General features: G+C 51.6%; 23 protein-coding genes. 19 read left to right on the plus strand and 4 right to left on the minus strand.

Features of this window, described 5'->3' with window-relative positions; translation table 11 throughout:
• Window positions 1-29: 29 nt before the first annotated feature.
• Complete coding sequence (locus DWX59_RS15215; RefSeq protein ID WP_117560077.1) at window positions 30-974, minus strand: transketolase family protein; 945 nt, start codon at window positions 972-974, stop codon at window positions 30-32.
• Window positions 975-978: 4 nt separating this feature from the next.
• Entirely contained in the window at window positions 979-1,818 is an 840-nt protein-coding gene (locus DWX59_RS15220; protein WP_117560078.1) for a transketolase, read from the minus strand.
• A 257-nt stretch (window positions 1,819-2,075) separates the two neighbouring features.
• On the opposite strand from DWX59_RS15220, the gene DWX59_RS15225 reads away from it, so the two are divergent.
• The 14 genes from DWX59_RS15225 (at window position 2,076) to DWX59_RS15285 (ending at window position 16,783) form a co-directional block, all read left to right on the plus strand.
• Window positions 2,076-2,873 carry a DeoR/GlpR family DNA-binding transcription regulator gene (locus tag DWX59_RS15225; RefSeq protein WP_227116877.1) on the plus strand — a complete coding sequence of 266 codons (798 nt, stop codon included), beginning with the start codon at window positions 2,076-2,078 and terminating at the stop codon, window positions 2,871-2,873.
• Window positions 2,874-2,886: 13 nt separating this feature from the next.
• The gene (locus DWX59_RS15230) at window positions 2,887-3,276 is read left to right on the plus strand and encodes a VOC family protein (protein ID WP_117560079.1); all 390 of its coding nucleotides are present in this window, start codon (window positions 2,887-2,889) and stop codon (window positions 3,274-3,276) included.
• A 5-nt stretch (window positions 3,277-3,281) separates the two neighbouring features.
• On the plus strand, window positions 3,282-4,778 hold the full coding sequence (xylB, locus tag DWX59_RS15235) for a xylulokinase (protein WP_166460236.1): 1,497 nt from the start codon (window positions 3,282-3,284) through the stop codon (window positions 4,776-4,778).
• A gap of 107 nt (window positions 4,779-4,885) precedes the next feature.
• Window positions 4,886-6,085: a diphosphate--fructose-6-phosphate 1-phosphotransferase gene (locus tag DWX59_RS15240; protein ID WP_117560081.1), complete on the plus strand. Its 1,200-nt coding sequence runs from the start codon at window positions 4,886-4,888 to the stop codon at window positions 6,083-6,085.
• A 29-nt stretch (window positions 6,086-6,114) separates the two neighbouring features.
• Entirely contained in the window at window positions 6,115-7,089 is a 975-nt protein-coding gene (locus DWX59_RS15245) for a ketose-bisphosphate aldolase (protein ID WP_117560082.1), read from the plus strand.
• Window positions 7,090-7,106: 17 nt separating this feature from the next.
• Window positions 7,107-8,012, plus strand: a complete 906-nt coding sequence (alsK, locus tag DWX59_RS15250) for an allose kinase (protein WP_165640917.1) — start codon at window positions 7,107-7,109, stop codon at window positions 8,010-8,012.
• A gap of 73 nt (window positions 8,013-8,085) precedes the next feature.
• Window positions 8,086-9,258 carry a sugar ABC transporter substrate-binding protein gene (locus DWX59_RS15255; protein WP_117560084.1) on the plus strand — a complete coding sequence of 391 codons (1,173 nt, stop codon included), beginning with the start codon at window positions 8,086-8,088 and terminating at the stop codon, window positions 9,256-9,258.
• Between the two features lie 108 nt (window positions 9,259-9,366).
• On the plus strand, window positions 9,367-10,392 hold the full coding sequence (locus tag DWX59_RS15260; protein WP_008721144.1) for an ABC transporter permease: 1,026 nt from the start codon (window positions 9,367-9,369) through the stop codon (window positions 10,390-10,392).
• 12 nt (window positions 10,393-10,404) lie between these two features.
• Entirely contained in the window at window positions 10,405-11,925 is a 1,521-nt protein-coding gene (locus DWX59_RS15265) for a sugar ABC transporter ATP-binding protein (protein ID WP_227116879.1), read from the plus strand.
• A 13-nt stretch (window positions 11,926-11,938) separates the two neighbouring features.
• Window positions 11,939-12,901: an ABC transporter permease gene (locus DWX59_RS15270; RefSeq protein WP_117560085.1), complete on the plus strand. Its 963-nt coding sequence runs from the start codon at window positions 11,939-11,941 to the stop codon at window positions 12,899-12,901.
• A gap of 136 nt (window positions 12,902-13,037) precedes the next feature.
• Window positions 13,038-13,253 carry a hypothetical protein gene (locus DWX59_RS28550; RefSeq protein ID WP_147325823.1) on the plus strand — a complete coding sequence of 72 codons (216 nt, stop codon included), beginning with the start codon at window positions 13,038-13,040 and terminating at the stop codon, window positions 13,251-13,253.
• A gap of 19 nt (window positions 13,254-13,272) precedes the next feature.
• Window positions 13,273-15,468: a PTS sugar transporter subunit IIABC gene (locus tag DWX59_RS15275; RefSeq protein ID WP_117560086.1), complete on the plus strand. Its 2,196-nt coding sequence runs from the start codon at window positions 13,273-13,275 to the stop codon at window positions 15,466-15,468.
• Between the two features lie 105 nt (window positions 15,469-15,573).
• Window positions 15,574-15,912 (plus strand): PD-(D/E)XK nuclease domain-containing protein, encoded by a 339-nt coding sequence (locus DWX59_RS15280; RefSeq protein WP_117560087.1) that lies wholly within the window; start codon window positions 15,574-15,576, stop codon window positions 15,910-15,912.
• Window positions 15,913-15,964: 52 nt separating this feature from the next.
• A complete protein-coding gene (locus DWX59_RS15285; RefSeq protein WP_117560278.1) occupies window positions 15,965-16,783 on the plus strand; it encodes a PRD domain-containing protein in 819 nt (272 codons plus the stop codon).
• A 13-nt stretch (window positions 16,784-16,796) separates the two neighbouring features.
• Here the strand turns inward: DWX59_RS15285 and DWX59_RS15290 are convergent, their stop codons facing one another.
• The gene (locus tag DWX59_RS15290) at window positions 16,797-17,711 is read right to left on the minus strand and encodes a DMT family transporter (RefSeq protein WP_117560088.1); all 915 of its coding nucleotides are present in this window, start codon (window positions 17,709-17,711) and stop codon (window positions 16,797-16,799) included.
• Window positions 17,701-18,558: a helix-turn-helix domain-containing protein gene (locus DWX59_RS15295; protein ID WP_117560089.1), complete on the minus strand. Its 858-nt coding sequence runs from the start codon at window positions 18,556-18,558 to the stop codon at window positions 17,701-17,703. Before DWX59_RS15295 ends, DWX59_RS15290 begins: the two co-directional genes overlap by 11 nt.
• 281 nt (window positions 18,559-18,839) lie before the next feature.
• Between DWX59_RS15295 and DWX59_RS15300 the strand changes: the two genes are divergently transcribed.
• The 5 genes from DWX59_RS15300 to DWX59_RS15320 all read left to right on the plus strand — a co-directional run bounded on the left by DWX59_RS15300 (window position 18,840) and on the right by DWX59_RS15320 (window position 25,130).
• Window positions 18,840-19,601, plus strand: coding sequence for an SDR family oxidoreductase (locus DWX59_RS15300; protein WP_117560090.1), 762 nt, complete (start codon window positions 18,840-18,842; stop codon window positions 19,599-19,601).
• 376 nt (window positions 19,602-19,977) lie between these two features.
• A complete protein-coding gene (locus DWX59_RS15305) occupies window positions 19,978-20,997 on the plus strand; it encodes a zinc-dependent alcohol dehydrogenase (protein ID WP_117560091.1) in 1,020 nt (339 codons plus the stop codon).
• 23 nt (window positions 20,998-21,020) lie between these two features.
• The gene (locus tag DWX59_RS15310; RefSeq protein ID WP_117560092.1) at window positions 21,021-21,974 is read left to right on the plus strand and encodes a C-terminal binding protein; all 954 of its coding nucleotides are present in this window, start codon (window positions 21,021-21,023) and stop codon (window positions 21,972-21,974) included.
• Between the two features lie 176 nt (window positions 21,975-22,150).
• Window positions 22,151-22,921: an IclR family transcriptional regulator gene (locus DWX59_RS15315; protein WP_117560093.1), complete on the plus strand. Its 771-nt coding sequence runs from the start codon at window positions 22,151-22,153 to the stop codon at window positions 22,919-22,921.
• Between the two features lie 10 nt (window positions 22,922-22,931).
• A complete protein-coding gene (locus DWX59_RS15320) occupies window positions 22,932-25,130 on the plus strand; it encodes a DNA topoisomerase III (RefSeq protein WP_117560094.1) in 2,199 nt (732 codons plus the stop codon).
• Window positions 25,131-25,179: the final 49 nt, after the last annotated feature.

The raw sequence follows: 25,179 nt of genomic DNA on the forward strand, positions 1-25,179 counted from the left end.
TCAATTAGTATAAATGCTTTTTAACTATGTCAAGGTACTAGCATGGCTTTGGATGCCGCGGTCACGGCCGCGGCATCCATGCCGAACCTGTGCAGCAGATAATCCACGGTTCCCACCTCACCGGCCGTGTCCGGGGCGCCCAGGCGCCTGAAGGGGATGCTGATTCCTTCCTCTGCAATCACCTCTGCCACTGCGGAGCCAAGGCCGTTAAGGATATTGTGGTTTTCAAGGGTGATGACGGCCCTTGTGCCTGTTGCAGCTTTTATGACCGCCTCCCTGTCAAGGGGCTTGATGGTGAACATGTCAATGATTTTTGTCTGGATGCCCTCTGCTCCCAGGGCGTCCGCTGCTTTTAATGCTTCCTTGATGCAGATGGTGCCGCATGTGATGATGGACAGGTCCTTTCCCTCCCGCAGTATGGATGCTTTCCCAAGCCGGAAGACAGCGCCTTCTTCATAGAACTGTTCCTTTGTCTTGCGCATGAGGCGGATATAGAAAATCCCCCTCTGGCTGGTGGTCTGGGCAATCACGGAGCGCAGCTGCACCGGGTCGCATGGTTCCAGGATAATGGTTCCGGGAAGGGAACGAAGGATGCCGATGTCCTCCAGGCTTATATGTGTACCTCCGTTTGGCCCGGCAGATATGCCGGGGTCGCTGCCCACGATACGCACGTCCTGGCGCGCATATACGCCGGACATGAAAATCTGGTCCGCTATGCGGCGGCTTGCAAATGCGCCAAAGGAATGGACAAAGGGTATGAATCCCTCTTCGGAAAGGCCGGCCGCCACGCCGAACATATTGGCTTCCTGGATCCCGCAGTTAATGACTTTGTCAGGGTATGCTGCCTTGAACCGGTTCATGCCCGAGGATGCCATCAGGTCAGCGTCCAGCCAGAGAATCCGGTCATTGGTGCCTTCAAGTTCAATCAGGGTGTCTGCCAGGGCAGTCCTCATATCGGTTGCATATTGTTTCATGGGTTTACAGCTCCTTTCCTGCGAATTCCTTTTCGGCTTCCGACATCATTTCGTCTGTTATGGCAATGTGGTGGATGCCTGTTTTTCCTTCCGTAACGCTCCAGCCCTTTCCTTTGACCGTATCAAGGACAATGCATTTTGGCAGACCGTTCTTAGAAGCCAGGGCGTTCACGGAAGCTGTCCTTATGGCGTCCACATCGTGTCCGTTAATGGTGACTGCTTCAAAACCAAAGGCTTTAAACAATGTTTCAATGTTCCCAAGATTACAGATATCTTCCGTATAGCCATCCAGCTGCTGGTGGTTCCAGTCAACAAACGTTATGAGGTTATCAAGCCCATGCTGTTTTGCGAACATGGCCATCTCCCAGACCTGGCCTTCATTGAGTTCCCCGTCCCCCAGGATCAGGAAGACATTGCCTTTCTTACCCAGCATCTTCCTGCCAAGCGCCATGCCGGCCGCGGTGGAGGCGCCCTGGCCAAGGGAGCCGGTGGTCATATCGATTCCAATGGTTTTGTTCATGTCACAGTGGCTGGGCAGATGGGTGCCGTTCTGGTTCAGGGTCATAAGCTCTTCTTCCGGGAAAAAGCCGGAGAGGGCAAGGGCGCTGTAGAGGACCGGCCCGCAGTGGCCTTTTGAAAGCACCACCTTGTCACGGTCTTCCCAGCCCGGGTTCTGGGGGTCATAATCCATGACGTTCCCGTACAGGACAGCCATGAGCTCACACAGGGATAATACGCCGCCCACATGTCCGCCTTTACTTGCATACATGGATTTGATGGAACTGAACCGGATACGGTCGGCAAGTTTTTGCAGACCGGCAGAAGTTTGATAACTGGTAATCATTCATACACCCTCCTTGTTGTGTGGAATATGGTTGCAATACCTATCCACGGTTCTCTTTGCCGCGGACGTTTCTTAAAAAGATAATCCTACTTTAGATGTTAGCAGAAAATAGATTTTTGTCAAGATGAAACAACAACAAACAACAGTAAACAACAACAATAATAAACGTTATCTGCATAAAATAATAAAAAATGAGAATTAGATATTGCAATGCATTGTGATTTTTGCTATAATTACTTTCGTAAAGGGTGATGATAATGGACAAAATGACTACGGGCGTTTCAAATAAGAGCTTATTCGCCGAAGAACGCCAACGAAAGATAATTGAAACCATCAATGCCAATGGAAAGGCAGTGGTGCCGGTGTTGTGCGAGATGTTTGGGGTTTCCTCCTCAACCATCAGGAATGACCTGAAGCAGCTGGAGGGCAAGAAGCTGATTACCAGGACACATGGAGGCGCCATCAGGAATTCCAAGATGGGACGGGAGCTGTCCCCCACGGACAAAGAGACACAGATGATGCCTCAGAAAAAGGCCATTGCCAGGGCTGCCCTGGAGCTGATTGATGACGGCGATATCATTGCGGTAACAACAGGGACAACCACATTTGAGCTGGTGAAGCTGCTTCCGGAGAAAAAGAACCTGACTGTTGTGGTCAATGATATCCGCAACGCGGTATGGCTGGAAGACCATACGGATTTCAATGTTTATATACTGGGAGGCCTGGTCAGAAGGGGGTACCACTATACCACCCTTCCCACCAGGAATGAATTCCTGGGTATGATCAACATTGACAAGGGATTCTTTTCCTGTAACGGCTTCAGTGTTGAGCGGGGCATTACCGCTCCTGACTTTGAGACAGCCAAAAGCGTGCGTGAGATTCTGGATGTGTGCTGCGCGTCCTATCTTATGAGCGACAGCAGCAAACTGGGCACGGTCACATTTGCACAGATAGCGGACCTTGGTTATGTAAATGGATTGATTGTGGACACGGAGATTGAGAAGGAAGATTTTGATTCCATCGTGGCCATGACAGACATCATCCTGGCTGAATAAAAGGAGGATTCCCATGAAGATGACAGGACTGGACCATATAACGGTTAATGTGAAGGACCTGGACCGTTCCAAAGCATTCTACGGGGATGTGCTGGGACTTAAGGAAGCCGGATCCGTCCAGATGGGGGACCATACGCTTACGTACTATGAACTTCCCCAGGGCGTGCGGCTGGAACTGATTGATTATGAATCCAAGGAAGAGCCAAAGGACATAAAGGAGACGGACACAGGTACCTACAGGCATTTCTGCCTGGTGGCCGCACAGCTGGATGAGGTGTACAGCACCTGCAGGAACAAGGGCGTATCCATAAGGAAGACCCCTTCCTATGTGGACCAGCTGGGATGCAGGACCATGCTTATTACAGATCCGAACGGTGTCGAGATTGAAATCATACAAAGGTGATGGATATGGGATATTTAGCTGGAATTGATTTGGGTACGTCAAGCGTCAAGGTACTGATCATGGACCCGGACGGCAGGACATTGGCGGTAAGCAGCAGGGGATATGATGTGATGACCCCGAAGATGTCCTATGCGGAGCAGGAGCCGCAGGTGTGGTGGGACTGCACGGTAATGGCCATCCGGGAAGCCATGGAAAAGTCCGGCATAAGACCGGAGGAACTGGACGGCATCGGGCTTTCCGGCCAGATGCACGGACTGGTGGCATTTGACAGGAACAATGAACCGGTCATGCCTGCCATCATATGGATGGACCAGCGCTCTGCAAAAGAGACGGCCCTGATAAAAGAACTGGCCGGGGACCTTCTGGAAACAGAACTGCTCAATCAGCCCGGGGCCGGCATGATGATATGTTCCCTTCTCTGGCTGAAAAGGCATCGTCCGGATGTATATGACCGCATAGCCCATGTGATGCTTCCCAAGGATTACATACGGTACAGGCTGACAGGGACCATTGGCTCTGATTTTTCGGACGCATGCGCCACGCTGGCATTTTCCGTTAAGGGCAGATGCTGGTGCATGGAACTGATCAGACGGGCAGGGCTTAAGGAGGATATCTGGCCCCAGGTGGGGGAAAGCTCCCAGGCGGCGGGTCATGTATGGGCAGAAGCAGCTGCGCGGACCGGACTGTCAGGACATACCAGGGTGGTATACGGGGCGGGGGATTCCTCTGCCCAGCTCACCGGGAACGGGGTAATAGAAGAAGGAATCATGGCCTGCAACATCGGCACGGCCTCCCAGCTTGCGGCTGTGGTGGACCGTCCGTTATATGATACACAGATGCGCCTGCAGACATGGTGCCACACCGTGGCGGACCGCTGGTATGTCCAGGGCGGGGCGCTGAATGGCGGAAGCACCTTAAGCTGGCTTAAGAAAAAGGTTCTGAGGGATGGCCGTTCCTATGGGGAACTGGACGCGGAGGCGGGACAGGCGCCTGCCGGGGCAGAGGGGCTTTTGTTTATCCCGTATCTGGCTGGTGAGCGGACGCCGTTCATGGACCCATATGCCAAAGGGATTTATTTTGGGATGGGCATGAAACATGAACAGGCCCATATAATCCGGGCAACCATGGAGGGCGTCATATTCAACCTGAAGGAATGCGCCCTGGTGCTGGATGAGATGGGAATCCAGAGGACGAAGATGATTGCCTCCGGCGGGGCGGCAAAAGGGGTTACATGGAAACAGATACAGGCAGATATCCTGGAGATGCCTGTATATACCACAAAGACAGAAGAAGAGGCCTGCCAGGGGGCGGCCATACTTGCAGCCGTGGGCTGCGGTATGTACCGGGATATTAAGGAGGCGTGCAGCCGGATTGTAAAAATCAATGACTGTCCCGTGGAACCGGTGACGGAACATGTGAAGCGCTACAGGGAACAGCAGGCGCTGTTTAGGGAACTTTACCTGAAAGTAAAGGACCTGTATCCAAGGCTTAAGACAGAGTAAGGCGCAGGATGCATGGGATCCACGCAGTACGGGTTCTGCACGGTACAGGTTTACACAGGGCAGTAATTGGACAGAGGGAAAAACGACATCGCAGAGGGGACAGATAAATGGAAAAAGTGGCAAATGCATTATATATCCAATCGGGAGGACCAACGGCAGTGATTAATACATCTGCCTACGGTGTGATTGATGAATGCAGGAGGCATCCGGAGATAGACAGGATTTACGCATCCGAACACGGGATCGTGGGATTGATTGAGCGGAGGTTATTTGATATTACAGAGGAAATGGCGGGCGAGAAGCTGCTGCCATCCACCCCGTCCATGATATTTGGATCCTGCAGGTATGAGATTGATGAGAACGACCCGTTACAGACGGATTACAGGAAGATATTGAAAAACCTTAAATCCCTGGGCATCCGGTACATATTCATAAACGGGGGCAATGGCTCGGTAAGGGCAGGATTGAGGCTGGGCCGGTTTTTAAAATCACAGGATTATGATTTCCGGCTGATCGTGGTGCCAAAGACAGTGGACAATGACATATCCTGCATTGACCACGCGCCTGGCTTTCCTTCGGCGGCAAGGCATGTGGCGGTTACGGTTTCGGAGCTGGCCAGGGACATGATGACCTATGACACAGAACTTATCATGTTCACGGAGGTCATGGGCCGCAATACGGGTTTCCTGGCAGCGGCATCCATGGCAGCTAAAAAGATTGATCTGGGGCCGGATTTGATTTATGTACCGGAAGTGGTATTTGACCAGAAGAAGTTCATAGCAGATATAAGGCGTGTCCTGGACAGGAAAGGGAAATGCTTTGCAGTGGTTGCGGAAGGCGTGAAGACGGCGGACGGCAAATTCCTGTTCGAAGACATTTCCGTGAACCGGGGCATGGACATGCAGAAGAATATGGGCGGTATCACCCCATATCTGAACCAATTGTTAAGGGATAATTTTGACTGTAAAATCAGGGGCATTGACCTGGGGCTGATGCAGAGATGCGGCGCCCATGATGCGTCGGAGATTGACAGGGAAGAGGCAGAAGAGCTGGGGAGAAGGGCCGTAAGGACGGCCGTGGCCGGGCAGTCGCTTAAGATGGTGACGCTCAGCCGGGCTCCCGGCGCACAGTACCAGGCAGTGTATGGCCTGGCTTCCCTTGAAGAAGTGGCAAAGGAAGACAACTGCCTTCCCATGTCCTATGTGAATGAGGATAAGGATTACATCAAAGAAGGGTTTTATGATTATATCATGCCGCTTATCGGGGAACTCCCAAGGTACACGGTATTGAACAGACGTTATATCTAACAGGCTATTACAACATGGAGGTGGCAGATATGTATCATTATTCAGAACTTGGACAGGTAAACACGAAGCTGATGTTCCAAAAGGCTTATGAAGGAGGTTATGCAATACCGGCATTTAACTTCGTATCCATTGAGCAGTTCAATGGAATCATGGACGCTGTGATTGAGAAACGTTCCCCTGTCATCCTGCTGGCATCCCCCAACCTGCATAAGCAGCTGGGATATGAGATGCTTGCCAGGATTGTGCAGTCCGGGACCGACCGTATCAGGAATGCGGGGCTTGATATCCCTGTGGCCCTGCACCTGGACCACGGCATGACCTTTGCACAGTGCGTGGATGCGGTGGAATTTGGATTTTCTTCTATTATGATAGATGGCAGCACCCTTCCATTTAAGGAAAATGCTGCCCTTACCAAAAAGACCGTGGAATATGCCCATCGGCATGGGGTGACGGTGGAAGCTGAACTGGGCGTCCTTTCCGGTGCGGAAGAGGACGGTGATGAGGGCCATCACGAAAGCCTTTACACGGATCCGGCGATGGTGGAGGAATTCGTGGGGGAGACGGGATGCGACAGCCTGGCCATCTCCATAGGCACCTGTCATGGCCTGGTGAAGATCAAGGCCAATCCGGACGGGACGCTTCCCGAACTGAGATACGATATCCTTGAGGATGTGATGCGCAGGGTGCCGGGATTCCCCATTGTACTCCACGGCGCGTCTACCATAGAGCCGCGGTTCGTGGACATGATCAACTCCTACGGAGGTCATATCGAGGCCGTGGCCGGCATACCGGAAGAGCAGGTGACAAAGGCTGCCGGGATGGGGGTATGCAAGGTCAATATCGCTACGGACGGCTGGATCAGCGCGCTGGCCAATACAAGGAAAATCCTGGCAGAGAACCCCGGGGCAATTGACAGCAGGGTATTTACATTAAAGAACCGCGGCCTGTTAAAAGAAATTTATCTTCATAAGATTGATGTAATGGGCAGCGCCAACAAGGCATGACGACAGGGATGATGGATGTGGCACATTTATATTTATCAATGGAAATCGGGGGGACCAATCTCAGGTATGGGGTTCTTGATGAGACCTTCCGGGTGCTGGACTTTAAAAAGGAACCCAGCAGGTACCTCTCAGATGCAGAGGACAAGGGGGAGTATATTGAGGGGCTGGTAAGGCCCTATATAGAGCGGTATGGGAAGGAGGATTTCCTGTGCATGACCTTGTCCCTGGCTTCGCTGATGAACAGGGAACGCACAATCAATTACAATTCGCCTAACATAAAGGGATTCAACAACATTTCCCTGGTGGATATCCTCACGGAAAGGACCGGGCTTGGGGTATTCATGGAGAGGGATGTGAACACGGCCCTTCTCTATGAGATATGGAAGGGGCATATTGATAAACGGGGAATCATCATAGGTATATTTATCGGTACAGGGCTTGGCAACGCCATGTGCATTGACGGAAAGGTGTATATCGGAAACACAGGCTCGGCCTGTGAACTTGGACACATACCGGTCCTGGGATTTACGGACAGCTGCGGCTGCGGCAAGAAGGGCTGCATTGAGCTGAAAGCCAGCGGCAGGACCCTTTATCTTCTGGCAGAGGAGAAATACCACTGTCCGGTGTCGGAGATTTTTGAACGGCATGGGGGGGAGAAGGATGTTAAGGATGTGGTCCATGCCTGCGCCATGGCTGCTGCCACGGAGATTACCATATTGGATCCGAATTATGTGGTATTGGGCGGCGGTGTGGTGGACATGAAAGGATTTCCCATGGAATACTTTGAACAGACCGTGAAGGAAAACCTGAGGATTCCCTATCCAAGGGATTCGGTACGCTTCATCCGGGCCCTGGGGGATCCTGAGGCGGGGATCGTGGGGGCTGCCATCAATGCGGCGGCCAGGATGGAACAAAGGGTGTAATGAATACTGGATGCTGATGAAAGACGGCATTTACGTATAAAAAAACTATTAAAAAGTAGAAGGAGGAAGTAACATGAAAAAAAGAATGATCGCAGCATTAATGGCAACAGCACTGGCTGTATCCGCACTGGCAGGTTGTTCCAGCAAACCCGCGGAGTCCGCGGCAGCACCGGCAGAAACCACGGCAGCGGCAACCGAGGCAGCAACCGAGGCAGCCAAGGAGGATTCGGCTACCGAGGCAGCCACCGAGGCAGCTGCGCAGGCAGCAGCTTCAGGAGAGGGTTCTGACTACCATCTGGCTATCTGCATCCATTCCATGGACAACGAGTACTGGGCGCAGGAAGCAGAAGGCGCAAAGCTGGCAGCGGCATCCTATGGTGTATCGGCAGATGTCCTTACCTGTGACAGCGATGACAACAAGCAGCTGCAGGGAATCAAGGATTACATTGCACAGTACGGCGACAAGGCCATCTTTGTAGTTGACCCGTCATCCACAGCCAATACAGCCAACATCGCAGAGCTGTGCGAGGAGTCCGGAAACTACGTGACAATTCTGGCACACAGGGCAGAGGGCCTGTATCCAAAGGATTACCCTCATTTTGTGGCAAGCCTTATGCTGGATGATATCGCAATCGGCAAGGCAACCGCAAAGGCGCTGTTTGAGTCCATTGGCGGCGAGGGACAGGTTGTGGAACTGCAGGGACTGTTAGGCGATGACTCTGCAACCAACCGTCACAAAGCATTTGAGGAAGCCCTGAAGGATTATCCGAACATCGAAGTGGTTGACAGCCAGACAGCAAGCTGGAGCCAGTCCGAGGCAATGACCCTGACAGAGAACTGGCTGGTTAAATATCCTGACTTAAAGGGTGTTTATTCTGCAAACGACACCATGGCCCTTGGCGCTGTTGAAGCCCTTAAGAACAAGGGACTGAACGGAAAAGTCATGGTCAGCGGCTGTGACGGCATCGAGGCGGCCCTGAACGCTGTGAATGACGGAGACATGGTAATCACCAATGCCAACAACGGATACATGATCGCAGGCTACGGCGCATCCTATGCAATCCAGGCAGCCCTGGGCAAATTAGACCCAACCTCCATTCCTGACAATGAGCGCCTGATTTTCTGTAAGACAACCCTGGTTACAAAAGACAATGCAACTGATATCATTGACAAGTTCATTAAGACCAAGAATCCTGGCTACGACTACAATGACCTGTCATTCTGTATTGACAAATACCAGGAATAATCAGTATCAAGTAGGTAACTGTGAAGTGGGCTTGCCTGAGGGCAGACCCACTTCCTTTAAAAGGGGAATATTGTTCCATAATGACTATGTATATAAGGGGATAATATAATGAAGAATAAATGGGAAGAATCTTTAGCTGCATTATCCGTGGGCCAGCAGTTTGCTTACAAGGTCAAGGATGACGCAAGGAAAGATAAGATTAGAAGATATGCACCACTGATTCTGTTAGTTATCATGACTATGATAGGAGCAGTTTCCCAGAAGGATTTCTTTACTTGGGGAAATGTGGTCAACATCATGTACCAGATGTCAATCCCTCTTGTAATCTCTGTTGGCCTGACCTATGTGCTGCTGCTGGGCAGCATCGATCTTTCCATTGAAGGGGTCATGGGATTTGCAGGATCATTTGTGGCATTTTTGGTTGTTAACAACTCAAACAGCAATGATTTTGGTATTTTAGGTATTTTGTTTGTCATTCTTATCAGTACTTTTATCGGGGCAATAACAGGTATCATCCATGTAAAAGCAAGGATTGCAACATTCATTGTCACCTATGCGGTGGGAAGCATCATGACCGGCGTGGCGGTACTGGTTTACCAGGGCACGCCCATCCAGGTCAAGGATGAACTTTTCGTCGTACTGTCACAGGGGAAATTCATCGGTATCCCCTACATAACCATCATCGCTTTTGCCATCTTCATCATCGGCGCGCTGATCCTCAATTATACGGCCTTTGGAAGGGCTGTGTATGCAATTGGCGATAATGAGACAGCGGCAGCGTCCACGGGAATCAATATCGGTCTTACGAAAATAAAGGTATTTGCCTTGTGCGGATGTACGGCGGGTATGGCAGGCATACTGCAGTGCATACGCCTTAAATTAGGACAATCCAGCATCGGTCTGAATCAGATGTTCCCAGTTGTAACGGCTATTGTCATTGGCGGCGGTTCACTGGCCGGCGGCAAAGGAGGCGCATTGTCCGCCTTTGTCGGAGTTTTAATATATACAGAGCTTGCCAACTGGCTGACCCTGATGGGCGTGGACCCATACGTGAAAAAGGTCATCCAGGGCGTGATCATCATTGTTGCAGTTACCCTTACCATTAACCGTAACCGCAAGACCATATCAAAGTAAGGAGGGGGACACATGGGCGATTTGTTATTCGAAGCAAAAGGCGTTGGAAAGACATACGGAGCCAATACCGTTCTCCGGGATATTGATATGCAGGTCTACAGCGGAGAGGTCATTGGATTAATCGGTGAAAACGGAGCAGGCAAATCCACGCTGATGAAATTAATCAGCGGTGTTGAGAAACCTTCCATGGGAGAGATGTTCCGGATGGGCAAGCCCTATTCGGCCAGTTCCATCCTGGATGCCAACCATCAGGGAATCGGCATGGTGTTCCAGGAGCAGTCCCTGGTAGGCAACCTTACCATTGCCCAGAACATTTACCTGGGCAGGGAAAAGGGGTATTCAAAATGCGGGTTCGTCAACTGGAACAAGATGAACCAGGACGCAAAAAAGGCCCTGGGACGCATTGACATGGACCTGGACCCGTCCAGGAAGGTAAGGGACATTGACTTTGCGGCCCGTCAGATGGTGGAGATTGCAAAGGTGCTGGATGTGGTGACAGAAGCTGCAAACGGACACGCGATCATCCTTCTGGACGAGCCGACCACGGTACTGTCCGACGAGGAAATTAAAAAGCTGTTTGTCCAGGTAAGGAATATGAAGGAACAGGGCAATGCGGTGATTTTCATCTCACACCGCCTGGACGAGGTGTTGGAGATAACGGACCGGATTTATGTGTTCAAGGACGGCGAGGAGACAGCCGTAATGCCCACCAAGGGCGCGGATGTGAACCTTCTCTATGAGAAGATGGTGGGCAGGACCACCACAGGCGAATTCTATGTGGAGCACAAGCAGACCGTGCCAACGGACGAGGTAATCCTGGAGGTAAATGACTTAAGCCTGTTCGGCGCATTTAACCATGTAAGCTTTGAACTGAAAAAGGGGGAAGTGCTGGGATTTTGCGGAGTGGAAGGCTCGGGCAAGGAAGATATCTGTGCTGTGCTGGTAGGCGATGCCGCGCCCACGGCGGGCACGATTAAGGTAAAGGGCCGGGAATGCACCTTCCCCAATCCCTGCGCGGCCAGGAAAAAAGGAATCCTGTCCGTTCCCAAGGAACGCCGGGATGAGGGGATGATCGGACTGCTGTCCATTGAGGACAACATCATTGTCTCCCATATGGATGAGCTGTCCAGCCACAGCTTCCTGTCAGCTAAGAAAATGCACCAGGTTGCTGAAAACTGGGTAAAGAAGGCAGGGGTTAAGTGCTTTTCCATTGCCGAGCGTATCAACCAGCTATCAGGCGGCAACGCGCAGAAGGTCATATTTGCCAGGGCCCTTGAAAGCGGGTGTGAGATACTGATCCTAAACCATCCCACAAGAGGCGTTGATGTCGGCTCCAAGGAGGAGATATATGATCTGGTCAGGGATATGACCGCTGAAGGCCATTCCATTATATTGCTGGGAGATACACTGGATGAGTGTATCGGCCTGTCCAGCAGGATCATTGTTCTCAGGGACGGACTTATCAGGGGAAGCTTTGAGTGTCCGGTTGGCAACAAGCCGCTTCAGCTGGATATTGTCCAGCAAATGATGTAGGAGGGTACATATCATGGCTAATAAAAAGAAAAGCTTTAGTATATCTGATTATTCAAAGTACATGTGCCTCATAAGCATTGTGTTGGTGTTTGGCATATTCAGCATTGTGATACCGAATTTCATCGGCGCATACAGCCTGCAGAATATGATGATTGAGGCAGCGCCCCTGCTTCTCATGGCCGGAGGCCTTTCCTTTGTGATCTACACAGGAGGCATCGACCTGGGAGCCGGACCAATGGTATCCTGTACCTGTGTGCTTACCGGCATCTATGTGGCAAGGTTCGGCAATGTAATCATTCCGATCATGCTGGTGGTGGGACTGGCCATGGGCCTTTTGAACGGCCTGCTGGTGACCAAGCTTAAGCTTCCGTCCTTTATCGTCACCCTGTGCACCACCAACTTCTGGTCCTATATTGCCCTGACGCTCTGCCCCAATGGTTCGGAAATCATTCCCATGGACAAACGTTTCATGGTAAAATGGGCCACGCAGAAGGTGGCGGGCATCCCGGTGGTATTCATCATCGCATTGCTGGGAATCCTGCTGCTGTTCATCTTCCAGCAGTACACGGTGTATGGCAAATCCATCTATGCCGTGGGCGCCAATGTAAGCGCCGCAAGGCTGGCCGGCGTGGACACGGATAAAGCACAGATATCCGCATTTGTAATGAGCGGCGCCTGCAGCGCCCTTGCAGGGGCATTCTATGCATACAAGCTGAAGTCAGCGGTTCCCACCGTGGGAGACGCCCTTACGCTGACTGCAATCGCCTCGGTTGCACTTGGCGGCACCTCCATGGCAGGAGGCCGGGGCAGCGTCCTCAGGACCCTGATCGGCGTGGTGACCATCACAGGGGTAACCTCCGGCCTTAACATGATGGGGGTGGACCCGCTCTGGAAGAATATCGTGATCGGTATCATATTGATTGCGGCGGTTTGCCTGAATTCAGATACGAAGGGCCGGGATCTGATTATTAAGTAAATAAAAAGCTTTTCGATATGATATCCAAGGGGAAATGGGCGTTTTGCACAAAAAAACAGAACTAATTTGTTACATATTTCTTATTGACAGTAGAACTATAAATTGTTTATACTTAAGGCGCAATTGAAGAAAGAGCGTGTTACTGGTAAAGCAGGCATTAACTATAAAAGGACATTGGACGCAGTGTTCTTTGTGGTTAATGCCTTTTTTGTGTGGCGCCGCAAATGCCAGGGATACGCAGTGTGGTGTAGGAGCAGAATATGAAAGAAAAGGTTATGAAAGAAAAGGATATGAAGGAGCTATATACGGGCATGATATGAATGGACAGGATGTAGAAGAACAGGAAATATAATAAGATTGGAGAGAAAGATATGAAAGACAGGATTTTTGGTGTACTTCAGCGCGTGGGACGAAGCTTCATGCTGCCCATAGCAGTGCTGCCGGTTGCAGGCCTGCTGCTTGGTATCGGCAGTTCATTTACCAACCCAACAACCATTGCCACCTATGGACTGGGCAGGATTCTGGGAGATGGGACCATTCTGAACGCCCTGCTGGTAATCATGAGTAAGGCTGGAAGCGTTATATTTGACAATCTGCCCATCATATTTGCAGTGGGTGTTGCCATCGGTATGGCCAAGGCGGAGAAGGAGGTTGCCGCCCTTTCTGCCATGATAGCGTTCCTGGTCATGCATATGTCAATCAATGCAGTGCTTACTATTTCAGGAAAAATACTTCCGGACGGAAGTATTGCGCCGGGGGTTCTGGACGGAACCATTGCATCTGTATGCGGTATGCAGACCCTTCAGATGGGAGTGTTCGGCGGTATCATCGTGGGTCTGGGTGTGGCGGCCCTTCATAACCGTTATCATAAGATTGTGCTTCCCAATGCGCTTTCATTTTTCGGCGGTTCACGGTTCATCCCTATTATCTCCACCGTGGTATATCTGGGAGTGGGAATCCTGATGTATTTTATCTGGCCGGCGGTGCAGAACGGGATTTTTGCCCTGGGCGGACTGGTGACAGGGACAGGTTATGTGGGCACGCTGATATTTGGCATCATCAAACGCGCCCTGATTCCATTTGGGCTTCACCATGTATTTTATATGCCGTTCTGGCAGACGGCCGTGGGCGGGACCATGATGATAGACGGAAACCTGATTCAAGGCGGACAGAACATATTCTTTGCTCAGCTGGCTTCTCCGGATGTGGTACATTTCAGCGCGGATGCAACCCGTTATTTTTCCGGCGAGTTCATTTTCATGATATTCGGACTTCCTGGCGCAGCGCTGGCCATGTACCGGTGTGCAAAGCCGGATAAGAAAAAGGCAGCCGGCGGCCTGCTTCTGTCAGCCGCCCTGACCAGTATGCTGACAGGTATCACGGAACCCATTGAGTTTTCATTCCTGTTTGTGGCGCCCATGCTTTTTGCGGTTCAGGTAGTGTTGGCCGGAAGCGCCTATATGATTGCCCATATCCTGAACATTGCTGTGGGACTGACTTTTTCCGGCGGTTTCCTGGATTTGCTTATATTCGGTATCCTTCAGGGAAATGCAAAAACCAGCTGGCTATGGATCCTTCCGGTGGGGATCGTTTATTTCCTTCTGTACTACTTCATTTTCAGCTTCCTGATTAAAAAGTTCAACCTTAAGACCCCTGGCCGTGAGGATGAGGACGAAGAGACAAAGTTGTATACAAAAGCCGATGTCAATGCCAGGAAAGCGGCTTCTGTCAGCGGTACGGGTAAGGATAATGAACCCGTGGACCAGTTAAGCGCAGAGATTGCAAGAGGTCTGGGCGGCGCCGGGAATATCACATCCGTGGACTGCTGTGCGACCCGGCTCAGGTGTTCGGTGGACGAAGCGGATTTAGTAAATGAGAAAGTATTAAAGACAACAGGCGCGGTGGGCGTCATTAAAAAGGGACAGGGAATCCAGGTGATTTACGGTCCGAATGTGACAGTGATAAAAGCAAACCTGGAACATTTCCTGGAACATGCGCCTAAGGTGAAGCTGGACGCAGGCAATGACGAAAGCTTGGCAGGCAATAGCGGTGATACGAAAGGCCCGGAAGGCGGAAGCGGTGATGCTGCCAGGGAGAAAGCCGGCAGGAGTCCGTCTGACATCCATGTCCTTTGTTCCCCGTTTAACGGAAAGGCGGCGTCAATTACCGAGGCTGCAGATGAAGCCTTTTCCAGTAAGGCTATGGGGGATGGGTATATGGTCATCCCGTCGGACGGAGAGGTGGTTGCTCCGGAGGACTGTGAGATTGTGTTTGTGTTCCCGTCAAAGCATGCAATGGGCCTTAGGAATGCAGACGGCATGGAATATCTCCTGCATGTGGGCGTGGACACAGTGAAGCTGGACGGCAAGGGATTTGAGACCTTTGTGACAGATGGGCAGAAGGTGAAGAAAGGAAGCAGACTCATGCATTTTGACCTGGATTTCATCAGGGCCAACGCGGCGTCTGAAGCCTGCATGGTTGTGTTCACGGGGCTGAAGGAAGGCCAGGAGATACATCTGACCAGGACCGGGGATGTGAAGGGACTGGATGAGATTGGATGGTATTAGACATGTGCTGATAAATGGCTCAGGTATAAATGGCTTGTGGTTATTCAGAGTTGTTCTTTTATATCCGTATATGTTATAATTCATTAGGAAAGTATCTGGGACAGTATGGATGCTAAGGAGTCTTTTTATCATGGCTTTCTGCTGGGAGTTTTAGGTAACATGAAAGATTATATAGTCAGATCTGACCGGGAAGGAGGGCGCTGGCGTTCCGATATTGTGATCCGAAGCCTGAACGTAAAGTGTCCTCCAATGATATTGGAGCTGAAGTCTGCAGAGACTTATAAAGAGCTGGAAGAGGCTTGTGACAGGGCATTAAATCAGATTAAGGAGAAAGAGTATGGATCCTGGCTCCCGGAAGAGGGATATACGGAAGTTTGGAATCATGGGATTGCCTTCTACCGGAAGCAGTGTAAAATAAAAGTGGAGCATCAGGATTTTGCATGATGTTATTTTAAGATGGATCAATATCAGGGTATCCGGTATGGGGGAGGAACATATGTACCGTATCATAAAGGTTTTGAACAACAACGGAATACTGGTGCTGGACGGGGAGTCACAGCGGGAGGTCATACTGCTGGGCAACGGTATCGGTTTCGGGCACAGGACAGGAGAGCGGATTGAATCCACGGGACAGGCGAAACGTTACGAACTGGTTACCGGAAGGACATCGGCGCTCCAGCAGGTAAACAGTATCGAACCAGTGTACATTGAAGCCGCCGGAAGGATTATTGAAGAAGCAGAAGGGACCATGGGGACCTTAAGCCACGATATCCTGATACCCATGGCGGACCATATTGCCCTGGCGGTGAGCCGGGCCAGGGAGGACCGGGAACTTCCCAATCCTTTCCGGCATGACATCAAGGCGTTATTTTCCAGTGAATATCAGTCCGCCCTGAAGGGCGTTGGGATTATCCGGGAACTGACCGGGATAACCATATCAGAGGACGAGGTTGGCTACATCACCCTTCACATCCATGCAGGCCTGTCTGAAGAGAATGTTGCGGCTGCCATGGACATAGCGCGGCTGGTGCAGGACAGTATGCATCAGATTGAAAGCAGCATGGGGGTTAACCTTGCTTCGGATTCACTGGGATATAACAGGCTGGCCAGCCATGTCCGGTATATGATTGCCAGGGCCAGAAAAGGAGAGCGGGCCAGCCTTGATATGCAGGATTACGCAAGGACCAGTTTCCCAAAGCCTTATGAGGTGGCCAAGATGGTGTGCCGGTATATGGAGAAGCGCCTGGGGATTCCCTTGGCGCCGGAGGAAACAGGCTTCCTGGCAATCCATATACAGAGGGTGATGCAGCAATAGGCTTATTTTTAAATCAATGGACTGTTTCTGCCCGGTCCGGGCGCTGATGGACGGACGGGCGCTCGGACAGGAACAGTCCGGCAAGGGTCAATGCGATGCCGCATACAGCGGTCATGGTCACGGGTTCCTTTAATACAAGTGCGGAACTGACCGTGGTAATGACCGGTACCATGTAGATATACACGCTGGTCCGGACCGAACCCAGGATTTTAACAGCCAGGTTCCAGGTGACGAAGCAGAGGGCGGACGCGCCCAGTCCCAGGAACAACAGGTTGCAGAGGTTTAAGGGGCTTATGACCTGGCTCAGTGAGACATGGAAGTCCATAATGGCCAGTGCCGGAATCATGAAGATAAGCCCATAGAAAAATGTGCGCCGTGTGGTCTGGATCGTGCCATAGCCAAGGGCGCTTATTTTTTTTGTCAAAGTGGAGTACACGGCCCATATAATGGCGGCAGCCACGGCCAGGATGTCACCCATCGGATTGATGGACAGGGAACTGCTTCCAAAGCTCAAAAGGAAAATCCCGGCCATGGCCAGCAGGAACCCGATGAAGAAATGCCTGCCGGGCCGGGGGCCGCCCAGGAACAGGCAGCTGAGGATGGCCGTGAAAAACGGCGCAATGGAGATGATGACGCCTACGTTGGATGCCAATGTGTAGGTAAGGGCGATGTTCTCCAGCAGGTAATACATGGTTATGCCGCACAGTCCTGCTGCAGCGAACAGCGGTTCCTGTCTGCGGGAATCCGGCCTAAGGATCCTGGGACACACCAGCCACAGGGCCAGATAACCCATGACAAAGCGGATGAACAGGATTTCCACAGGAGAAAATGTTTTCAACAGGACCTTGGTGGAAATAAAGGTGGTTCCCCATATGAGGATGGTGATGAATGCGGCCAGATGGCCTTTGTGTGTTTTATCATAATTCATGGTGCGGCTCCTTTTCCGGTTCTGATGTGGTGGTGAATATTTTCTGGTACTGCCTGGGGGTCAGTCCGATGAATTCCTTAAAGAAATTGGTAAAATGGCTCTGGTCTGAGAATCCGGCCATGGCTGCCGCATCCACAGGCGCAATTCCCTGCTCCAGGAAATGCTTTGCCTTGTCAAGGCGGATGGTCTGCAGATACCGGTAGGGGGATACGCCAATCTGCTTTGTAAAGGAACGGAGCAGATAGGATTTCCCAAAAGTAGTCATGGCTGTCAGTTCGTCAAGGGACAGGTTGTCTGAAAAATGTTCCTCCATATAGGTGCACAGCGACTGTATCTGGGGATTCGGCCGGGAAATGGTTTCCTCGCTGAAAGGTTCCGCATATTCCTGCAGGAGCTGTTCCAGAAGGAAAAACAGGGATTCCTCCTTTTCCAGTTTGGACGCATGCCTTAATATGGCGTCATAAAGCGCTGCCACGGACCGGGTGATGTCGCTGCGGAACACCACGTTCTGCGTAAAATACGGGCGGAAGGATCTGCCTGTAATCTCTTTAACGGATTTCTCCATTATCTCCGGCTGGATGTTTACTGCCCGGTAGTCCAGCAGCTGGCCGTCCACGGGCGCGCAGCAGTGGTTATCCCTGGGGTTGAAAAGGATTAAATCCCCGGCGCTTACATCGCATTCCTGGTTTTTACACCAGAGATGGCGTTTCCCGCCCTCCACAAAACCAATGACATAACATTCATGGAAATGATTGGGGAATTTTTGTACGATGCCGCTGAGCTGGTAAGCCTCCAGTTCTAAGTCGCGGTCATAATGGACATGGCGTTGTTCCTGGTTCTGTATCATGAAAGATTACCTCCGGTTCTGTCTGGCTGTGTCCGTCCGGCATTCGTGCCGTGTGTGACTGTTACTGCATTGCGCAGGATTTGGGGACCTACGGCATGGGTGCCGCAGAGGCGGCGGGATGCGGACACATCATAGTGTATCATAATTTTGCCGGGATTTCTTGGATGATATGACACCGTGTTAAAAAAATCTTGATTTTTTAATGAAATGATGATACGCTAAGGATGACATTTCACACACACAGCCAGCTCCTGAACCATCACAATCAGGAGGGCAAACGAATGAATTTATTTGATTTAACAGGCAAAAAGGCAATTGTAACAGGCGGAACCAGAGGCCTTGGCTATGGAATGGCTGAAGGGCTGATTGAGGCAGGCGCCGAGGTGGTCATATTCGGAAGCAGCGAAAGGGTACATGATGTGGCTGCCGGATTGTGCCATAAGGGGCTTAAGTGTCATGGAATTGCAGTGGACCTGGGGGACAGCGCTGCCAGGGCAGCGGCATTTGACGAGGCGGTTAAGTGCCTGGGCGGTCTTGACATCCTGGTGAACTGCGCAGGAATCCAGAGACGCCACAAAAGTGAGGAATTTCCCCTTGACGACCTGGCAGATGTGATGAACATTAACTTTACTGCCTGCTTTGAGCTTTGTCAGATGGCGGCCCGTGAGTTCATGGCAAAGGAAAAGCCTGGCAAAATCATCAACATCTCGTCCATGCTGGCGTTCTTTGGCGGGATGACTGTTCCGGCCTATGCCGCGTCCAAGGGCGCAGTGACACAGATGACCAAGGCATTCTGCAATGAGTGGGCCAGCAAGGGCATCAACGTTAACTGTATTGCCCCAGGGTATATGGACACGGAGATGAACACAGCCCTTACGGATCCGGCGAACCCAAGGTTTGCTGAGATTACCAACCGTATTCCCGCCCGCCGCTGGGGCACGCCCGATGATATGAAGGGAACCGTGATATTCCTGGCATCGCCGGCATCCGATTACCTGAACGGGGCAGTGATTCCTGTGGACGGAGGATATCTGGTTAAGTAGTAGACCTTATATGAATTGCAGAAAGCAAATAGAATATACCAACACCGCATTCCGTGCATATGGATGCGGTGTTATTTTTTTATATAAAACTGCCTGTCTGTATTGACATTATGGGTAAAATATGCTTAAATTAAGTCATAACAATAAAAAAGGAACATTGTTCCGATATTCGGAACAATAGGGCTGGCTGTAAGATTTACCTGTGTGAATGTGTGGGATTTAGTTGAAATGTGGATGTAACTGAAATGTGGATGTAACTAAGATGTGGATGTAACTAAGATATGGATGTCACTGAGATGTGCACGTTAAAATATGAAACCGTGTAAAACCATCGGCAGCCAATACAATGTAAATGGAGTAAGGAGGATTACAAATTATGAAGACTTTAGTTTATGCAGCGCCGGAAAAAGTAGAGGTCCGCGAAATGCCTGTTCCGGAGCCAAAGGAAGGACAGGTCAGGATCCGTGTATCTTACTGCGGTATCTGCGGATCGGATATCGGCATATTTGCAGGCAAGCATCCGCGTGCAAAGGCTCCCCTGGTACTGGGGCATGAATTTATAGGAACCATTGATGCGATTAACGGAGGAAGCGGCAAGTTTAACGTTGGGGACAGGGTATCTGCATATCCTCTTCTTTCCTGCGGACATTGTTTTGCATGTAAGACAGGAATCCCCCATGTGTGCCAGACACTGAAGCTGATTGGCATTGACGTGGACGGCGGGATAGCAGAGTATGTGACCTGTGATGAGGATGTGCTGTTTAAGATTGATGAGGCTGTTTCCGACAAGGCGGCAGCTGTCATTGAACCCCTGGCCGTTATCGTGCGCACCATGCACCAGGCCAATTTCCAGACAAGGGATACGGCTGCAGTCATCGGCGCAGGCCCCATCGGACTCCTTACGGGAATTGTATTAAAGCATGCGGGCGCTTCCAAAATCATTATTTCGGATGTGGATGACGCAAGGCTTGCCATGTGTAAGGAATTTGGATTTGAGACAGTAAATGTGAAGAATGAGAGCATGATAGATTATGTGAACCAGGCAACCGGAAACGTGGGCGTGGATGTGGTATTTGAGTGCAGCGGTTCTGAGCCGTCAGCCCTGGAAATCACAAAGCTCTGCCGCATAGGCGGCATGATCTGCCTGACCGGCGTACATAAGGTTCCCCATGCAGTGAACCTTCAGGATGTGAATTTCAAGGAGCAGACCCTGGTGGGCAGCCGTGTATACACGCTTCGGGAGTTTGGCCAGGCAGTGGAGTATGCAAAGGAGATTGCGCCTGAGTTGGAGAAGATTGTGACCCATGTTGTTCCGTTAGCTGAGTCTGAGAAGGTCTTTGACCTGATTAAAGATCCCGGCGAGATGACGGTAAAAGTACTGGTTGACTGCCGGTAATATCAGGAAGGAGAAGGACAGCCATGAAAATCATTGTTACGGATTGCGACCACGATAAGATGGTTCAGGAGGAAGAGGTGTTTGCCAGGGCCGGTATGACATTTACACACCTTGCCTGTAAGACTGAGGACGACCTGATCTGCCAGGCCAAGGGCGGGGAAATCATGCTGACCCAGTACGGCCCCTTCAGCCGCCGGGTGATGGAGGCCCTGAAGCCGGAACTGAAGCTGATTTTAAGATACGGCGTGGGCGTGGATACCATAGACTTAGAAGCAGCTACCGACCTGGGCGTGCAGGTATGCAATGTCCCGGATTACGGCATGAATGAAGTGGCTGACCAGGCCATGGGCCTGATGCTGGGCCTGGTGCGCAAGATATGTGAGATGAACGACTGTACCAAGCACAGGACCTGGAATTATACAGAAGCCATCCCGGTACACCGCATTCCCGGTTCCACGGTGGGAATCGTGGGCTTTGGACGTATTGGCCGCACCTTTGCCAAGAGGATGATGGGCTTTGACTGCCGGCGCATTGCATGCGACCCTGTTTATGAGGTGGGAAGCGTGCATGACGGAGTGGAAATCGTGACCCTGGATACACTTTTAAAGGAATCCGACATGATTTCCATCCATTGTCCCCTTCTGCCTGAAACCACCAACCTGATTAACATTGACGCCTTCAGGAAAATGAAGCCCACTGCCTTTGTGGTCAACACGGCCAGAGGCGGTATTGTCAATGAAGGGGACCTGCTTACGGCCCTTCAGGAAAAGCTGATTGCAGGAGCGGCCCTGGACGTGGTATCAGAGGAACCCATGGAAGTGGGGGCAGCCCTTTTCCGGTTTGACAACTTCCTGTGCAGTCCCCACATGGCCTGGTATTCCCAGGAATCCGCCCTTGAACTGAAGCGCAAGATTGCCGAGGAAGCAGTGCGCTTTGCCAATGGGGAAGCAGTGAAATATCCAGTCAACCACTTATAAGCACGGTCTGTATGGCTGAGGCAGGACCGGGTCCTAATCCGCAGGTTTGCGGCGGTTAGGACCCGGTCCTTTTTGGCCTGGGGCGCGCCTTCATGTTCCCGATTCCTTGCGCCCGCCCCTGAACTATGCTATGATACAGAAATAAACAGTAAACAGAGGATGGTGCAGGAACAGTTATGGCAAAAGAGACAATACAGTCCGTGGAGCGGACGTTTCAGGTAATAGAGCTGCTGGCGGAAAAGGGCGCCATGGGCGTCAGGGAAATCGGGCATGAGACCGGCCTTCACTCCACCGTGGTGCACCGGGTTCTGGGGACACTGGTGGACCTGGGATACGCGGGGCAGGAGGAGGAAACCGGCAAATACCTCCTTACCTATAAAATGCTGGCAGTGGGCAACAGCATCCAGGAACGCAACAGCGTGGTGAAGCTGGCCCATCCATACCTGGCGGCCTTGTCCGAGGAGTGTAAGGAAACCGTGCACTTCGTGGAACGGGCAGGGACCAACATACGTTATATTGATAAAATCACGCCTTCAGCCAATATGTTTGCAACCGGCTCCCATGTGGGGCTGGAGTTCCCTCTGGCAGGGACCGCGGTGGGCAAGGCCATCCTGTCCGAACTGTCCGAGGCCGAGGTAAAGGCGGTGTGGGATGACAGCCAGATCGTGCAGTATACGTCCAACACGATCTGCGACCTGGACCGGCTGCTGGAGGAGCTTAAGAACACCAGGAAAACCGGGTTTGCCTATGATATGGAAGAAAGGGAAGCCGGACTGTTCTGCGTGGGAGTCAGCGTGCCGGATTATAAGGGCGATTATGTCTACGGAATCAGTATTTCCGCCCCGTTGGCAAGGATGCAGGAGGAACGCCTGGAGGAAGTGAAGAAACATCTGTGGGACACACGTGAACGGATTATAGGTGTAATCGGCAAGAAGAAAAACGGATAGGAGTCATGATATGAAATCACTTGTAATAGCTGAAAAACCGTCGGTGGCCAGGGACATTGCCCGTGTGCTTAAGTGCAATAAGAACATAAACGGGGCCATTGAAGGGGAACGGTATATTGTCACCTGGGGGCTGGGCCACCTGGTCACACTGGCCGATCCGGAGGATTATGATAAGAAGTATAAGGAATGGAAGATGGAAGACCTTCCCATGGTGCCGGACGTGTTCAAGCTGGAGGTCATCGGACAGACAGCCAAACAGTATCACGCGGTAAAGGCGCAGATACACAGGCAGGACGTGGGGGAAATCATCATTGCCACGGATGCGGGGCGCGAGGGCGAACTGGTTGCCAGGCTGATACTTAAGAAGGCGGGAAGCAATAAGCCCATAAAGCGTTTATGGATCTCATCGGTCACGGACAAGGCAATCCGCGAAGGCTTTGCCCATTTAAAGGACGGCAGGGAATATGACAGCCTGTATGACGCGGCCATGTGCCGGGCGGAGGCGGACTGGCTGGTGGGAATCAACGCCACCAGGGCCCTGACCTGCAAATACAATGCCCAGCTATCCTGCGGCCGTGTCCAGACGCCTACCCTGGCAATGATTGCAAAGCGGGAAGCAGACATAAGAAGCTTTGTCCCAAAACCATATTACGGGCTTCAGGCCAGGAAGGGCGGGCTGGTATTCACCTGGCAGAACCGTGCATCCGGAGGTTACAGCACCTTTGACAGGCAAATGGCCCAGGACCTGCTTACACGCCTGAAAGGGGAAAACGGTGTGGTGGATGAGGTAAGGAGGACGCCCAAGAAAACATCCGCTCCCCTTCTTTATGACCTGACCGAGCTGCAGCGGGACGCCAACAAGCGTTTTAACTATTCTGCCAAGGAAACCCTTAACATCATGCAGCGCCTGTATGAGAACCATAAGGTGCTGACCTATCCCAGGACAGATTCCAGATATCTGACCAGCGACATCCTGCCAACCCTGAAGGAAAGGCTGAAGGCCTGCGCGGTTGGACCTTACCGCACCCTGGCAGGGCGCCTTACCATGCAGGCCCTCCCGGCAAAACCGTTCTTTGTGGACAATTCCAAGGTATCGGACCATCACGCCATCATCCCCACGGAACAGTTCGTGCAGCTGGACCATATGACCATTGACGAGCGGCGGATATACGACCTGGTGGTGCGCAGGTTCCTGGCTGTGATGTACCCGCCCTTTGAATATGAACAGACCAGCCTGGTCATAAAGGTCGGAGGCGAGAGCTTTGTGGCCCGCGGGAAAATCGTCAAGGACCAGGGCTGGAAGGCTGCCTATGAAAACCTTCAGGATGAGGACGAAGAAGATGAAAAGGAAGTGCGGGAACAGCAGCTGCCGGATTTAAAAAAGGGTGATGTGATTGGGAATCTGGGCATTTCCGTGACAGAAGGCAGGACAAAGCCGCCTGCGCCCTTTAATGAAGCCACCCTGCTGTCCGCCATGGAGAATCCGGTGGCTTACATGGAATCCAGGGACAAGGAACTGGCAAGGACCCTTGGGGAGACAGGGGGGCTGGGGACAGTCGCAACCAGGGCGGATATCATTGAAAAGCTGTTTTCCAGCTTCCTTCTGGAAAAGAGGGGAAAGGACATATATCTTACATCCAAGGCAAAGCAGCTTCTGGAACTGGTTCCAGGGGACTTAAAGAAACCGGAACTGACAGCAGACTGGGAGACAAAGCTTTCAAAGATAGCCAAAGGAAGCCTGAAACGGGGCGCCTTCATGAAGGATATACGGATTTATTCCCAGGAACTGATTGGGCAGATTAAGGCCGGACAGGGAAATTTCCGCCACGACAACCTGACTAATACCAAGTGCCCTGTGTGCGGGAAGCGCATGCTGGCCGTGAAAGGGAAAAACAGCGAGATGCTGGTGTGCCAGGACAGGGAATGCGGGCACAGGGAGACTGTTTCACGCACCTCCAATGCACGCTGCCCTGTGTGCCACAAGAAGCTGGAGCTAAGAGGCAAGGGAGATGCCCAGATATTTGTGTGTAAATGCGGGTACAAGGAAAAGCTGACCGCATTCCAGGCCCGCAGGAAAAAGGAGGGCGCCGGGGTATCTAAAAAGGATGTGGCCAAATACCTGAACCAGCAGAAAAAAGAAGCAGAAGAGCCTGTGAACAACGCCTTTGCACAAGCGCTGGCAGGAATCAGGCTGGATCGTGAAAGCTGAGATATTTCTTGACAATTTAGTTAGAAGATGCTAATCTATATATGCAGTT

Source organism: Enterocloster aldenensis, from assembly GCF_003434055.1.
Lineage (GTDB): Bacteria > Bacillota > Clostridia > Lachnospirales > Lachnospiraceae > Enterocloster > Enterocloster aldenensis.

Coding starts and splice junctions, on each gene's coding strand:
- DWX59_RS15220 (WP_117560078.1), bottom strand. CDS start 1,818: ATGATTACCAGTTATCAAACTTCTGCCGGTCTGCAAAAACTTGCCGAC.
- DWX59_RS15290 (WP_117560088.1), bottom strand. CDS start 17,711: ATGAATTATGATAAAACACACAAAGGCCATCTGGCCGCATTCATCACC.
- DWX59_RS15255 (WP_117560084.1), top strand. CDS start 8,086: ATGAAAAAAAGAATGATCGCAGCATTAATGGCAACAGCACTGGCTGTA.
- DWX59_RS15245 (WP_117560082.1), top strand. CDS start 6,115: ATGTATCATTATTCAGAACTTGGACAGGTAAACACGAAGCTGATGTTC.
- DWX59_RS15300 (WP_117560090.1), top strand. CDS start 18,840: ATGAATTTATTTGATTTAACAGGCAAAAAGGCAATTGTAACAGGCGGA.
- DWX59_RS15310 (WP_117560092.1), top strand. CDS start 21,021: ATGAAAATCATTGTTACGGATTGCGACCACGATAAGATGGTTCAGGAG.
- DWX59_RS15305 (WP_117560091.1), top strand. CDS start 19,978: ATGAAGACTTTAGTTTATGCAGCGCCGGAAAAAGTAGAGGTCCGCGAA.
- DWX59_RS15270 (WP_117560085.1), top strand. CDS start 11,939: ATGGCTAATAAAAAGAAAAGCTTTAGTATATCTGATTATTCAAAGTAC.
- DWX59_RS15315 (WP_117560093.1), top strand. CDS start 22,151: ATGGCAAAAGAGACAATACAGTCCGTGGAGCGGACGTTTCAGGTAATA.
- DWX59_RS15230 (WP_117560079.1), top strand. CDS start 2,887: ATGAAGATGACAGGACTGGACCATATAACGGTTAATGTGAAGGACCTG.
- DWX59_RS15275 (WP_117560086.1), top strand. CDS start 13,273: ATGAAAGACAGGATTTTTGGTGTACTTCAGCGCGTGGGACGAAGCTTC.
- DWX59_RS15295 (WP_117560089.1), bottom strand. CDS start 18,558: ATGATACAGAACCAGGAACAACGCCATGTCCATTATGACCGCGACTTA.
- DWX59_RS15215 (WP_117560077.1), bottom strand. CDS start 974: ATGAAACAATATGCAACCGATATGAGGACTGCCCTGGCAGACACCCTG.
- DWX59_RS15225 (WP_227116877.1), top strand. CDS start 2,076: ATGGACAAAATGACTACGGGCGTTTCAAATAAGAGCTTATTCGCCGAA.
- xylB (WP_166460236.1), top strand. CDS start 3,282: ATGGGATATTTAGCTGGAATTGATTTGGGTACGTCAAGCGTCAAGGTA.
- DWX59_RS15285 (WP_117560278.1), top strand. CDS start 15,965: ATGTACCGTATCATAAAGGTTTTGAACAACAACGGAATACTGGTGCTG.
- DWX59_RS15280 (WP_117560087.1), top strand. CDS start 15,574: ATGGATGCTAAGGAGTCTTTTTATCATGGCTTTCTGCTGGGAGTTTTA.
- DWX59_RS15240 (WP_117560081.1), top strand. CDS start 4,886: ATGGAAAAAGTGGCAAATGCATTATATATCCAATCGGGAGGACCAACG.
- DWX59_RS15260 (WP_008721144.1), top strand. CDS start 9,367: ATGAAGAATAAATGGGAAGAATCTTTAGCTGCATTATCCGTGGGCCAG.
- DWX59_RS15320 (WP_117560094.1), top strand. CDS start 22,932: ATGAAATCACTTGTAATAGCTGAAAAACCGTCGGTGGCCAGGGACATT.
- DWX59_RS15265 (WP_227116879.1), top strand. CDS start 10,405: ATGGGCGATTTGTTATTCGAAGCAAAAGGCGTTGGAAAGACATACGGA.